This is a genomic window from Carboxylicivirga sp. M1479, assembly GCF_007097485.1.
Taxonomy (GTDB): domain Bacteria; phylum Bacteroidota; class Bacteroidia; order Bacteroidales; family Marinilabiliaceae; genus Carboxylicivirga.
The window spans coordinates 1-13,484 of sequence record NZ_VKDE01000038.1; the positions used below are offsets into that span (position 1 = coordinate 1).

Annotated in this window: 11 protein-coding genes; 5 read left to right on the forward strand and 6 right to left on the reverse strand. The window is 38.3% G+C overall.

Going from position 1 to position 13,484, the window contains the following annotated elements:
• Positions 1-401 precede the first annotated feature (401 nt).
• The 6 genes from FNN09_RS18545 to FNN09_RS18570 all read right to left on the reverse strand — a co-directional run bounded on the left by FNN09_RS18545 (position 402) and on the right by FNN09_RS18570 (position 7,585).
• Positions 402-1,586, reverse strand: coding sequence for an aminopeptidase C (locus FNN09_RS18545; protein WP_143303982.1), 1,185 nt, complete (start codon positions 1,584-1,586; stop codon positions 402-404).
• Positions 1,587-1,841: 255 nt separating this feature from the next.
• Positions 1,842-3,614, reverse strand: a complete 1,773-nt coding sequence (locus FNN09_RS18550) for a DUF4091 domain-containing protein (RefSeq protein WP_185969062.1) — start codon at positions 3,612-3,614, stop codon at positions 1,842-1,844.
• Between the two features lie 164 nt (positions 3,615-3,778).
• Complete coding sequence (locus FNN09_RS18555) at positions 3,779-4,846, reverse strand: AMP-binding protein (protein WP_143303984.1); 1,068 nt, start codon at positions 4,844-4,846, stop codon at positions 3,779-3,781.
• Between the two features lie 7 nt (positions 4,847-4,853).
• Positions 4,854-5,897, reverse strand: coding sequence for an o-succinylbenzoate synthase (locus FNN09_RS18560; RefSeq protein ID WP_143303985.1), 1,044 nt, complete (start codon positions 5,895-5,897; stop codon positions 4,854-4,856).
• 3 nt (positions 5,898-5,900) lie between these two features.
• Positions 5,901-6,806, reverse strand: coding sequence for a 1,4-dihydroxy-2-naphthoate polyprenyltransferase (locus tag FNN09_RS18565; protein ID WP_143303986.1), 906 nt, complete (start codon positions 6,804-6,806; stop codon positions 5,901-5,903).
• 254 nt (positions 6,807-7,060) lie between these two features.
• Positions 7,061-7,585, reverse strand: coding sequence for a hypothetical protein (locus tag FNN09_RS18570; RefSeq protein ID WP_143303987.1), 525 nt, complete (start codon positions 7,583-7,585; stop codon positions 7,061-7,063).
• Between the two features lie 232 nt (positions 7,586-7,817).
• Here FNN09_RS18570 and murB point away from each other — a divergent pair, with 232 nt between their 5' ends.
• The 5 genes from murB (at position 7,818) to FNN09_RS18595 (ending at position 12,844) form a co-directional block, all read left to right on the forward strand.
• On the forward strand, positions 7,818-8,831 hold the full coding sequence (gene murB, locus FNN09_RS18575) for a UDP-N-acetylmuramate dehydrogenase (protein WP_143303988.1): 1,014 nt from the start codon (positions 7,818-7,820) through the stop codon (positions 8,829-8,831).
• A gap of 42 nt (positions 8,832-8,873) precedes the next feature.
• Positions 8,874-9,941 (forward strand): endolytic transglycosylase MltG, encoded by a 1,068-nt coding sequence (gene mltG / locus FNN09_RS18580; protein ID WP_143303989.1) that lies wholly within the window; start codon positions 8,874-8,876, stop codon positions 9,939-9,941.
• Between the two features lie 223 nt (positions 9,942-10,164).
• Positions 10,165-10,797 (forward strand): hypothetical protein, encoded by a 633-nt coding sequence (locus tag FNN09_RS18585; protein ID WP_143303990.1) that lies wholly within the window; start codon positions 10,165-10,167, stop codon positions 10,795-10,797.
• 18 nt (positions 10,798-10,815) lie between these two features.
• Positions 10,816-11,265, forward strand: a complete 450-nt coding sequence (locus FNN09_RS18590; RefSeq protein ID WP_143303991.1) for an SPOR domain-containing protein — start codon at positions 10,816-10,818, stop codon at positions 11,263-11,265.
• 382 nt (positions 11,266-11,647) lie between these two features.
• Positions 11,648-12,844 carry an FprA family A-type flavoprotein gene (locus FNN09_RS18595; protein WP_143303992.1) on the forward strand — a complete coding sequence of 399 codons (1,197 nt, stop codon included), beginning with the start codon at positions 11,648-11,650 and terminating at the stop codon, positions 12,842-12,844.
• Positions 12,845-13,484 lie beyond the last annotated feature (640 nt).

The window sequence follows — 13,484 nt, forward strand, 5'->3', positions numbered from 1 at the left end:
GCAGCCTCGTTCAATGACTTGCTCAAACTCTATGTTGTTATTTGTCGTAGCCATGCCTTCTTTTATTCACTAAGTTCCGAATTACCTCCAATAATCATCCCCCTGTGTGCCAAATTTACTTGCCATGGGTGTTTCATGTGATTATATTTTGTTTTTTATTGTCACATAGAACTCGCCAAAATTAATCTTACTCCTGTGTGTGAAGCAATTCGCATGGCTCGTTTCATATGATTATATTTTACTTTCATTTGCCATATGGAACTCACCAAAACCAATCATACTCCTGTGTAAGAAGTTATTCTCATGGCTCGTTTCATAAGGGTAGTATTTAATATGAACCTAAAGAAATAAAAAAAGGATGACTTGCGCCACCCTTTCATCTATATCAATTTAAATAAGCTCTATTTTATGCTTAGCTTTTTCTTTAAATCTTTTGTCAAAGCATTTTTATTAATCATGATTGACATTGTTTTATACTTAACAAAAGCTTCTGATGCATAAAAATATCCATCATATTTGTTATTTGTATTCCAAGAGTTTTTAACCTTGAAATATTTCGTACCATTTTGATCTGTTACCATTCCTGTAATTTGCATTCCATGGTCATCAGTCGTTTGGTAGTTATCGAAAGCTTCCTGACGCATTTCAGCTGTAATCTCTTTTTCCTTTACTGGCTTATCAAAACTATAAAGCATTTTGTTGCGATCAGCACGTGTCATTGTTTCCCATTTTGAACGCTCTGATCCTGACATTTCTTTGGAGTCACTTTCTGGTACAATAGCCATCCCTTTTGTATGCGAGAAACCTTTCTCACTAATATCAGCAGCCCATCCTATTGAATATCCATTCTCAAGAGAATGCTCAAAAATAGTCATTAAGTCGTCGATAGTTACATTGTATACTTCTCCCCATAACCAATTATCAGGCACTTCAATAACAAACTTCTCGTAAGTTGGGTGGTGGCTATAAGAAGACACCTGGATATAATCATCCATATCTAAGCCAACTTGCTCCTTCATGTATGTTTGAGGTGTATAGCTTTTTCCATTTACCTCAAATGATGTTGGCTCAGCTCCTAAATAAGCATCTAAAACTCCATCAAAACCATTTTTCCAAGCGGTTGATAGCTTCTTATTCTTATTGGTAATTACAGCATCAACATAACCTTTTAAAACAGCATCCATTTCACCATGTACATGTGATTCTTCACCATACTGCAAGCCCGTATAAGCTTCTTCAGGTACCATACCATATTTCTTCATCACATACACAGCATCTTGAAATGCGCCACCTCCGGCAAAATTTAAAGAACCATGTAAACGAACGTATTTAACGGCCTTGTCAGCATAGCAGTGACGCACCACAAACATTTCAGAAAGGTTAGCAGGATCTTTACCGATACGAATCATTTCTGATTCGAAAAAACCTAATGCCGAAAAGCTCCAGCAAGTACCTGAACGGTGTTGGTCTTTAACGCATGTAGCCTCTAAATCATAAACGGTTTCAAATTTATAACCTTCCGTTTCTTCTTGAGCAAACACTGTTAAACAGAAAATGCTCAGCAATAGTGTTGATAATAATTTCATGTGCAATAAGTTTATCTTCGTCAATTAATAATTACAATGTTTAACCTTGCTTCAACTCAAAACAAGCATTTCAAAAATTAATCCACTCAGGATTATTCATTTTGATACAAATAAAACAAAGTTGAATGAAGCGTTAAATGATATTATTCATATGTCTTAAAATTCTATTCATTGGCCATATGAAACTTGCCAAAATTAACCTTACTCCTGTGCATGAAGCTATTCGCATAGCTCGTTTCATCTGACTACAAATTTCTACTCCAGATTACTTTGCTGAGACAATTGCTTTAATAAAGCTTTACCATTATCAACCATATGAGCCGCATCTTCACGAGGGATGCGATCAATAACAAAATCGCTCAAGAGCTCATCAATTAACTCCAGTTGCTTTCTGTTTATCTCGCTTTCCGTTTCTAAGTATTCCTCTTTCAGAATTTGTATCTTTTCAAAATCCTGAATACCCTCAATAAGAAGTTCGAAACGAATAGAACTGCGGGCCTTTGGATAGATCAAATAATTACTGCCCGATGAATACTTTGATAACCTTGCTTCAGTCAAAGGATTAGCTCCCCAAGTATTTAAACCCTCAACATGTATACCATCAAGCCCTTGCGCAGCAGCATACCAACCCAACCAAGCCGCTTCGGCCGAAGGAGAATGAAGAAAAACATTAGGAATCTCATTTTCAAAACTTAAATGGTAGGTGGTTTCAAAGCCTTGCTGATGGCGAAATTTAAACCACTCTTTTAGATTACTGAATTGCGCTGGCACATTTGTAGCATATACATCATCAAACAAACCACTAGCCCACTCGTGAGCAACTAATTCTAATTTTATATTGGCATCAATTGACTGAATCATTCCCTTTATCAAAGCAACATCCTCATTGTTACCACTATCAATAACAAAAACCGCTTTACCAAACTCATTTGTTTCCTTTAAATGATTAATCAACTGCAAGTAGCAACTCTTGATTAGAGAATAATGCTCCTTTAAACTTAAGTCAATCAGGCTCAAGTGACCGTCTTGCTCATTATAAATACTTATCGTATTAACACCCTCAGGGCGATAAGCATAACAATCAATCTGTGAGTTTATATCATGATGTTTAAAAAACTTTATCCAGACATCCAGGGTGGTAAAATCCCCCACTACTTGTCCATTCTTCTTCCTCATCCATTTAATTAAAGGTTTAGTTTCGCCACTAACTCCTTGATTAAATACTGAGGCAGTAATATTCTTCTGCCCTGCTTTTTTCAACAATTCAACATACGGTTCAAGTACTTCAAAGTGCTCATTGCTCCATGGCTCAACCTGATGCCAATTAGCAATGGCAAACGGATTAATACTCATATTGGTTTGAAAGCGCCATTTTTTAGGTGCTGGCAACTGCTTATTTAATACCGTTAGTGTTAACCTTAATTCTTGCGGAGGATTTTTACGAGAATATGTTTTTAAAGATGCCTTATAATTTCCCGCAGGCGCATCTGACGGTACATTAATGGTAAACCAAAGAGGCCTAACCGTTTGAGCATCCATATCTATCGTCGGCAACTGATCCAGCATATCAGGCAAAATACAAGAGTCGCGCCAGGCTTTTACATCGGATTGATCGTTAACAAAGTCAGCGTCACTCATAACGTAACGCACATAACTCGTTTCAACCATATCATTAGAAAGCGTATCGCCAGTTGATGAAATAAAATCGCTCCAAACACACTCGACTTGGTCAACATCGGTAACTGTCCATAAAACGGCCTGAACGGAAGCTCGTTCTCCTTTCCAAACCTGTAATGATTGGTCTTTTACAACGGTTAACATTGGAACACGACCTTTTCTGTATTTGGTATTAACGGAGCCAAAAGATAAGTGCAAACCTCTTCCTGTAGCCTCCCATGCTTCAACATTCTTGGCTTCGGGATCCAAAGCTTCTTCAAAAGTTGAATATTGTATCTCAGGACGTTGGTTATAACACGATGAGAGCAAAAAGGATGAAAAGCAAAGGCTAATTATGAAGTAAATTTTCATCTGTCTAAAATTTGTATTCTTTTGCCACATAAAACTCCCAGATAACTTCAATTCTTCCGCCCGCGTGTGACTGAGAAGATTGAGTATACATGATCGCTTCATTTTATTGAACTTATTCGTGATTAATGTGGCAAATATAACATATTGCTGTAGGCTATGAGCCATTATGAAATGAGTTCTTGTAATTTCTTACGCTTCACTTTACCTGTATCTGTTCGTGGGAATTCATCGACATAAATCATTTCTTTGGGAATTTGATATTTGGATAAACAACTTAGCTGACTCAATTCTACATCACACACTGAGCCTGACTCAAGCACTAAAACCACTTTCTGCCCCAACTTCAAATCGGATTTCCACGAAATAACAAATTCATTACTAATGTATGCTTGTAACTTTTTTTCCACTTCTTCAGGCACCACTTTAACGCCGCCCGAATTAATAATATTATCTAAACGACCAAGCAAACTAAAATCAAAATCGGAATACAACTCTATTAAATCTGTTGTTATCAGCATTGTTTCGTTTACATCAGACGGATGAATCACTAAACATCCCTGATCATTTTTTGATATTTGAATGCCATCTAAAACACGAAAAGCATGTTCTCCAATTGAACGAACAGCAATATGCGAAACCGTTTCTGTCATGCCATAACTCTCCCATACCTCACAACCAATCTGCATCAGCTTATCACGCAAAGAAGTACTTAAGGCACTTCCTCCAACTAAAATCTTTTTAACGCGAGACAAATCATCAATATTATTTTGCACAATAGTACTGAGTTGCAGCGGCACCATTGCGACAAAATCGATGGTTTGATTCAGCCCCATTAAAGGATCAGAAGAAACACTTGATGTAATAAGGTTAAATCCTCCAACTATGGCTCTTACAAGCATCATTTTACCAGCAATATATTGTGCCGATAAACAAAGAAGCGCTGTTTGATTCGCTTGTAAGTTAAAAAAACGAATGGTACGCTTTGCCGAAGCCAGCATGGCGCTTTTTTTAACTTTTATTAGTTTCGCCTGACCTGTACTCCCCGAGGTTTGTAAGGTGATAAAATCTGAATCATTGATCCATTCAAGTATAAACTGGGCTATTAACCGATGCTCATGCTCCTCTGATTTTTCACATTGCTTAATGAGTAAGTCCAAGCCGTTTCTGCCCTTAAAGTGTTTTCCGTTTAAGGTAAGGGATAAATAAGCTGTATATTCAGTTTTGTCTGACATGGTATGATTATTCAAAAGGAGAGTCCCATTTTTGCGAGCTATCGTAATACAATTGCTCGCCCTTTAATATCAATGGCGAACTAATATTATTGGTAAAAACCTGCCCTGTACCAAGCCCTTGTCGTAATGGGTTGTTTTTTGTGTAGGTCCACTGCGCAATTGCATTAAGCCCCACATTAGACTCTAAAGCGGAAGTAGCCCACCATTTCACTTTATTGCGCTCTGCCACCTCAATCCATTCATCTGCTGCGACAAAACCACCTAGCAAACTTGGTTTAAGAATGATGTACTGAGGTCGAATTTCGTCCAAAAGCTTCACTTTATCTTCTACAGAATGAATTTCTATTAACTCCTCATCCAAAGCAATGGGGATAGGACTCGTTCGACAAAGTTCTTTCATTTTGTTTATTTGGCCTGCCTTAATAGGTTGCTCAATGGAGTGCAGCTGAAATTCTGCTAATGCATTGAGTTTATTCAATGCATCTGCTGGCTCAAAGGCGCCATTGGCATCTACTCTCAGCTCCAATTGTTCACTTGAATACTTATTGCGTATGTGACTTAATAAACTAAGTTCCTGATCAAAATCAATGGCTCCTACCTTTAACTTTAAGCAGGTAAATCCTTGCTTCAACTTTTCGTCAATGCGCTGAAGCATCGTTTCTGCATCGCCCATCCAGATTAAGCCGTTGATTACGATACTTTCTATACCAACGGTAAAATCACTTTTATATATCTCAAAAGCATTGGCATTACCCATCCCGAGCAATGCTGTTTCAATAGCTGTTTGAAGAGCAGGAAACGCCTTTAATGTCTCTCTGTAAGTATGGATGTAATCATTAATATGAAGACACACGTCTTTGATTTTATCATCCAGACTTGGTAAGTCATCAATGCTTAAACCAGGAATAAGAGAACACTCGCCAATTCCTATTTTACCATGCTCATTACGCAGTTGTATGAACCAACTGGGCTTGGTATAAAGGGTACCTCTGGATGTGCCGCCTGCCTCCTTAAAAATAAGATCACGCTTTATGTATTTAGCTTCTATCATGCCTTAGCTCATCATTAATCCAAAACCAAATAAAAATACAAAAAGCAATGTTGAAAGCGCTAGTTTCTTTAATTCAGGGTCAAAATCATCGGCCTTAGATGCCTTATGAACAACTACTAAATGCCTGGCAAAAAAAGGTAGCGACACTATAAAAAAGAAACTGATTGGTGTGAATTGATGCATGCTAACAAACACTACAGTAGTAACAATGGCAACAAGCACCAATACCAAATGGTACTTTTTAGCATTAGAAATACCGAGCTTTACAACAAGGGTATGCTTACCAGCTTCCTGATCGCTTTTTACATCGCGCATGTTGTTTAAATTCAGTACACCTGCACTTAGTAAACCCACTGAACTTGCTGGCAATAGCACCAAAAGATTGATGGTTTGAGTATAGAGATAAAAAGAACCTGCCACACCAACCAAACCAAAGAATATAAATACAAATATATCGCCCTGCCCTTTGTAGCCGTATGGATTTTTACCCATCGTGTATTTCATGGCGGCACCAATGGCAGCCAAGCCAATTAAAAAGAATAATATGCTTTGGTAATCGCTGACCTTACGAAAGGCTAAATAGATTAATATGATACCTGATAAAAGAGATAGAATGGCGAACACAACAATAGCCTTTTTCATTGCGCTTAGGCCAATAGCTCCAGTCTGAACCATCCTCTGCGGTCCCTCACGCCCCTCGTGATCGGCTCCGTTAACAGTATCGCCATAATCATTAGCTAAATTAGAAAGCACTTGAAGAAATAAGGTAGTAAGCGCTGAACTTACTAAAATGGACCAATTAAAAGCACCATAAAAATGAGCTAAAAAGCCACCCATAATAATGGATGACAGTGCCAATGGTAAAGTGCGTAAACGAAAAGCACTTACCCAAGCCTTTACTTTTGTCATAAAATTATTTTATCACAAAAGTATACAATTGCATTTAAACAAAAGAATAGAAAACACCCCTAAATCAAAAGTACAAATGAATCGAAACTGAAGCAGTTCAAGAACTAGCGGCACATAACAAGCGCCTATACCTATATACTTGTTTATTCAATTCAGTACTTCCCAAATACAAAAGAGTAATTGTAGCAGGTCATCTGCTGCGCGATGCTTTTATCACACAGAACTAGTCAAAAAACTAGCAATCATGCTACCAACTATTTTGCTATTGCTCCCATTAGTTTCTTTTTACCATATACAAATCGATAGAGCAAACTTCTAAGATCTTTGAATTGCTCATATGAAATACTACTTGGGTAACTTAATAAACGTTGGGGGAAAGAAGCCATTCCTTTATGATACGAGGGCTGAATATAAACGTAAGGATTCTCAATAAAGCCCGTATTTTTATACAGTTGACAATTAATTTTCTGCACCTCATCCAATATCAAATCGGTTTCGGCCACCACTATTGCTTTCTGATGCACTTCACTCAACAAACGCTGTAACAATATCGGGATTACCTTTTCAGACTGTTCGCCCTTGGCTACGGCCATGTGTTCAATAACTACCCATTTGCCCAAATCCCAAAAGCCAATAAAGCCTTGTAAGCTACTGTTGGTTCTTAATTCCATTAATTGATAAGAACTTCGTTTACAAACCTCCTCAAAGTGCTGCCTAGTCCTTCTCCTTTCGTACTCATAGGTACTTATCATTAAATCCCATACTTCTTCAGTCATCATAACTAATTCTTTTGCAGGGTATAATCAATTGGCATACCATTAATAATGAATAAAATAAAAAAGATGTGAAAGAAAGTATCCAGGCCAATTGGTATTCGTCAGTATTTCAATATGGTCCGTCATACAAAACGGCATCTGCTTTAACATTTAAGAAGCTAAAGATCTTCTTGCAGTACTTACCGTCTATGGCTATCCAATATTCTTTTATCTTTGCCTGCTCAACCACGATAACATGAATAACATAGCGCATAACATCGGGCTAAAGCCTTATAACACCTTTGGATTTAATACTATTGCAAAAGAATTAATCACTTGCACCAACATAGAGTCTGTTAAAGAAGCACTTCACTATCTTCAAAGCAACGCTCAACCCTACCTCATTTTGGGTGGTGGCAGTAATTTGCTGTTTAGTCAGGATTTTAACGGCTTGCTTATTCATCCATTGTTAAAGCAAATGCATATAACTGACGAAACGGATCAATTTGTGTACCTAGAAGCTGGCGCTGGCGTGGTTTGGGACGACCTGGTAAAGTACTGCGTTGAGAAAAATTGGTATGGATTAGAAAACCTATCGTATATACCAGGTCATGTGGGAGCATCACCTGTGCAAAATATAGGTGCCTATGGTGTTGAGGCCAAGGATTGTATTACAAGTGTTAAGGGATATTTTATTGATCGCGTGGAGCCTTTTGAACTGAGCAACCAGGAGTGCCAGTTTGCTTATCGACAAAGCATTTTTAAAGGTAAGCTCAAAAACAAAACACTCATTACTTCGGTTGTTTTTAAATTGAGTAAGAAAGAACATTTCACACTCAACTATGGTCCAGTTAAGCAACAGGTAGAAAGCAATGGCCCCATCACACTGAAAAATGTGCGTGAAACCATTACCAATATACGTAAGAGCAAGCTCCCTGAGCCTGAAGTATTGGGTAATGCAGGTTCTTTTTTTAAAAACCCAATTATAAAATTGGACGCCTACGAAACACTAAAAAAACAATACGAACAAATACCACATTATCCTATTGATGCAGAGCATGTGAAAGTACCTGCAGGTTGGTTAATTGAACAAGCAGGATGGAAAGGCAAAGCAATGGGCGATGCGGCGGTACATGACAAGCAAGCTTTAGTGCTTATCAATAAAGGCAATGCTTCGGGCAATGACGTTATTCAACTATCGAAGTGCATTATTAACGACATTAGTAAGAAGTTTAATATTACCATTGAGCCAGAAGTGAATATTATTTAATTTGCAAGGGTAACACAATTACAATCATTTTAATCGATTAGCATGTCTATTAAACAGAACACAAAAAAGAAAAAAACCAATAAAATATTTATCCGATTAGTATACATCAGCCTCCTACTAATATTGGTGGCGGCATATGTTGGTCAATCTTATTATAAACGCATTTATGCTCCCTGCGTGGTAGTTGAACAAGGTAAAGAACTCTTTCTAATTCCAACTGGCTCAGACTTTGAAGATGTGCTTATTGCCCTTGAAGATGGCGGATACCTATCTGATGTTGATGGCTTTAAATGGGTGGCCAAGCAAAAAAGCTTCACAACAGTAAAACCAGGTCGCTACAAATTGAAGCACAACTGGACCAACAATGATTTGGTCAATACCTTACGCTCGGGCAACCAAAGTCCTGTACGGGTTACCTTTAACAACATACGCACCATGGCTGAGTTAGCTGGTGCGGTTAGCATCTACCTCGAATGCGACAGCCTAACTTTGCTCAAAACCCTTAATGATGAAGCATCATTTAAAAACTATGGTTTTGACAAAGCATCGGCACCTGGATTGTTTATACCAAACACCTACGAGTTTTGGTGGAACACCTCGCCCGAAGCGTTTATAAAGCGTATGCACAAAGAGTACCTTAAGTTTTGGACTTCCAAACGACTTGAACAAGCCAAACAAATAGGACTAGAACCTAAAGAGGTAAGTGCTTTGGCGGCTATTGTTGATGAAGAAACCATTAAAACCGATGAAAAGCCAGATGTGGCAGGCTTGTACATCAATCGCTTGAATAAAAACATGCGCTTACAAGCCGATCCTACCGTTAAATATGCCATTGGCGACTTTAGCATACAGCGTGTTTTAACCAAAGATTTAAAAACACCCTCGCCGTACAATACCTATTTACATGCTGGTCTACCTCCCGGCCCTATTCGGGTTCCATCCGTAACGGGTCTTGAGGCAGTTCTTAATCACACGCAGCATAAATACCTGTACATGTGTGCTAAAGAAGATTTCTCGGGATATCATAACTTTGCGAAAACATTGAAGCAGCACAATGCCAATGCTGCCAAATTTCAAAGGGCTTTAAACTCCAATCGTATCTATCGTTAAGCATTTTAACCACCTCCCCACTTTGTGGTACTCCTCTTGGGCAAGGTGGAGAGGGATGAAAAACCGTCCCCTCCGGAATTTTAGGAGGGATGCCGACAGGCAGGTTGGTATAATGGGTTTTAAAAGCAATTTCCCTGATGCTTACGGCTAAAAAGTGGTTTTTTAATTGAAATTGTTTATTTTGATGACCAGCAATGACTCACACTAGTTAAACTTTTGATTTATGGATGCAACAAGAAGACAACTACTCATTAAGGTACGAGACTACTTACATCAACAAAGTCCCACCAAAATCAATTTACTGGAAGTTTGTAATGCCATTGGATGCCAACTTAACGAAATTTGCAAATGGGCACCCACGCCCACTGCCCTATTAGAGCAAATACTAGAACTAAAAAGCATAGAGCTAAAAGAAGTACTGGATCTTGAGAAGTACAGCAACGAAAGTGCCATAGATAGCATGGTGATTAGCGGACAAGAAATATACGAACGCTTCGAACAGTTATCGCCAGCTAAATATGTGTTTATAAAAACACTAGATTCAGCTTTATACGATGCCTGCCAAATAAAAAAGTTTGACTTAATAGAACAGCATCTGTCGAATAATCTAGACAAAGGACTAGAAACAGGTGAGTTTAAAAGCTCCTTGGTTAAAAGTGATATCATTAATAAATATATGAAACGGATAAAAGATATTCACTCACAAGAGTATTTGCATTCCGAGCACTTTACTTTTGCCAATATCTTTAGCAATATTTTTGAAGATTATCTTGAGGAAGTAGCAACAGAAGAAAATTGGAAGTATTTTCGCAAGCGCAAACAATTTTATGAAGCCATAAGCTTTGTAAATCGATAATAATTTAAATCAACACTCATGCAAGTATTCAGATTCTTAACATTAGCCCTTTTAACCGGATTGATTGTTTCATGTGCTTCACTTAATGGTGGTTCGTCGAGCTTTGCCGATAGCGAAAGCCCTTATGTGGCAGAAGAATCAACACCTGTAGTTAAAGAAGACCCAAAGCCTAAGCAAGAGATTGTAGTTAAAGAAGAAAAAGTAACCATTGTAGATAAAACGGATGCTGAAATAGCGAAGTATTATGTGATTATTGGCTCTTTTAGAGTATTAGAAAATGCCCACAAATACAAAAAGCAACTTACTCAGGAGGGTTTTATGCCAGTGTTGCTCGAAAACGAAAATGGCCTTTACCGTGTTTCTGTATCAGCCTATAACGAAGAGATGCCAGCACGTACTAAAATTGGCTCAATCCGTAATAAATTTGAACAATACAACGATGTTTGGCTGCTTATAAGCAAAGCTTAACACGTAAATTGATATCTTTTAAAAGCCGACGCTTCTGTGTCGGCTTTTGTTTTATAAAACGTTTTGGTTGAGCCTCTTTTCAAGTAATACCGATTACGATTCAAAATGCGCCTTTCGTTCGCGTCACTCCTAAAAGCACTATGAATATGTATCGGCATTATACCAGTGCATTTTAATATTTGAATGGAATAAAGCAAAGGATTTTAAGCATGTGCTCTCTCATTTAAAAGAATGGACAGGCTTTTCAGCGCCAACACAATTGCGCTATATCATATTTAATCATCACATATGATGACTTTTATTCTTTCTACTCGCCAACTTTTTCCTATTTTTGCGCATTCAAATACCGAAATATATAACATACAATATAATCCAGACAAAAATGTACAGACCGGTAAATCTTTCTGAAGATATTTTTTACGTAGGTGTTAACGATCGTCGCACTAGCTTATTTGAAAACATGTGGCCACTCGACCGTGGCGTATCTTATAACTCATATGTTATTGCCGACGAAAAGGTAGCCATTGTTGACACTGTTGAAGCAGGTCATTTTGAGAAGTGGATTGCCAAAGTGAGAGCAATACTCAATGGTCGCCAGGTAGATTATTTGGTGGTAAACCATATGGAGCCCGATCACTCTGGTGCCATTCGCATTTTAACCGAGCTATATCCCGAGATGAAGATTATTGGTAACAAAAAGACTGTTCCAATGATAGAAGGTTATTATGGCATTAGCGGTAATTTCGAAATCGTAAAAGAGGGTGATTCAATTGATTTGGGTAAGAACAAGCTAACTTTCTATACAGTGCCGATGGTTCACTGGCCAGAGTCAATGGTTTGCTTTGAGGAAAAGAATCAAATCCTTTTCTCTTCTGATGCCTTTGGTAGCTTCGGCACTTTAGACGGTGGTATTTTTGACGACGAGCTGGACTTTGAGCATTATACCGATGAGATGCGTCGTTACTACTCTAACATTGTTGGAAAGTACGGTAATCCTGTTAAAAAAGCATTGCAGAAGCTTGGTGGCTTAGATCTTAAGATGGTAGCCCCATCGCATGGTCCTATCTATCGCGAAAACATTGCTCGCATGATTGAAATGTACGATCAGTGGAGCCAGTACGAAGGTGAAGAGGGCGTTGTTGTTGCTTATGCCTCAATGTATGGTAATACCGAAGAGATGGCAGAGGTTACTGCTCGTGCGATTAGTGAAAGTGGCATTAAAAATGTTCGTGTTTACGATGTAAGTAAAACGCATCCATCATATGTTATCTCTGATATTTTCAAATTCAAAGGTATTATTTTAGGAAGCCCTACATACAGTAACGAGCTACACCCTAACATGGAAGCTTTAGCTAATAAAGTACACCACATGGGTATTACTAACCATTACTTTGGCGTATTAGGTTCATTTACCTGGGCTGGCGCTTCGGTTAAAAAGCTTCGCGAAATTGGCGAAAGTCTTAAGTGGGAAGAAGTAGGCGAGCCTGTTGAAGAAAAACATGCTTTAAAAGAAGATAAGTACGAAGCTTGCTGGCAGCTAGGTGTTGCCATGGCTGAAAGACTAAAAGCTGACAGATAATCAGCTGCATAAAATTATTATCAAAGGGCAATCAGTAATGGTTGCCCTTTTTTTTTGCCTCAATAAATAGTATTGATCACTTAAGTTGCTTCTGTTTTTTCACGACGACAGTCTTAAATTCTGTAACAGAGGCACTTTAATGCAGGGCAATCGCATTTAAAAATATTTAACGCGTAACTTTTCTCTTAAAGAGAAAAGAACTTGATTTTGCTCTAGCCGCAAGGGCTTTTACTTTCTTCCTTCAGCCGAAGAAAGTAAACAAAGAAGCCCGCCGACTGCACCACTCGCTTACCCACTAGTTTCTTTGTTTTGAGACAGAAAGAACTCCCTACGGTCATACAGCTTTCTGTCTATTCAAAATCAACGAAAAGTGGGGCCCAAGCTACGTTGCTGATGTCGGATGCGTAACATGGAGCCTTGTAAGTTTAAATGCGTTTACCGTGTACTTTAATGGATGTTCCCTACCTCTCATTTCATCAGCCAACACGGTTAGGTAATCATTACCATCGTACATTTGACCTGAAGCCTGCTTTCTTTAGCACAACGAGTTCACTATTCAACCCTCGTTACGCCATCATTAAAAATGCAGCCCCTATAATCTATGCATAGGGTCTATTATTCGATGATTAGAGTCTATTAT

Excerpts from the sequence above, each read along its gene's own strand:
- FNN09_RS18545 (WP_143303982.1), bottom strand. The coding sequence starts at position 1,586 with ATGAAATTATTATCAACACTATTGCTGAGCATTTTCTGTTTAACAGTG.
- FNN09_RS18550 (WP_185969062.1), bottom strand. The coding sequence starts at position 3,614 with ATGAAAATTTACTTCATAATTAGCCTTTGCTTTTCATCCTTTTTGCTC.
- FNN09_RS18555 (WP_143303984.1), bottom strand. The coding sequence starts at position 4,846 with ATGTCAGACAAAACTGAATATACAGCTTATTTATCCCTTACCTTAAAC.
- FNN09_RS18560 (WP_143303985.1), bottom strand. The coding sequence starts at position 5,897 with ATGATAGAAGCTAAATACATAAAGCGTGATCTTATTTTTAAGGAGGCA.
- FNN09_RS18565 (WP_143303986.1), bottom strand. The coding sequence starts at position 6,806 with ATGACAAAAGTAAAGGCTTGGGTAAGTGCTTTTCGTTTACGCACTTTA.
- FNN09_RS18570 (WP_143303987.1), bottom strand. The coding sequence starts at position 7,585 with ATGATGACTGAAGAAGTATGGGATTTAATGATAAGTACCTATGAGTAC.
- murB (WP_143303988.1), top strand. The coding sequence starts at position 7,818 with ATGAATAACATAGCGCATAACATCGGGCTAAAGCCTTATAACACCTTT.
- mltG (WP_143303989.1), top strand. The coding sequence starts at position 8,874 with ATGTCTATTAAACAGAACACAAAAAAGAAAAAAACCAATAAAATATTT.
- FNN09_RS18585 (WP_143303990.1), top strand. The coding sequence starts at position 10,165 with ATGGATGCAACAAGAAGACAACTACTCATTAAGGTACGAGACTACTTA.
- FNN09_RS18590 (WP_143303991.1), top strand. The coding sequence starts at position 10,816 with ATGCAAGTATTCAGATTCTTAACATTAGCCCTTTTAACCGGATTGATT.
- FNN09_RS18595 (WP_143303992.1), top strand. The coding sequence starts at position 11,648 with ATGTACAGACCGGTAAATCTTTCTGAAGATATTTTTTACGTAGGTGTT.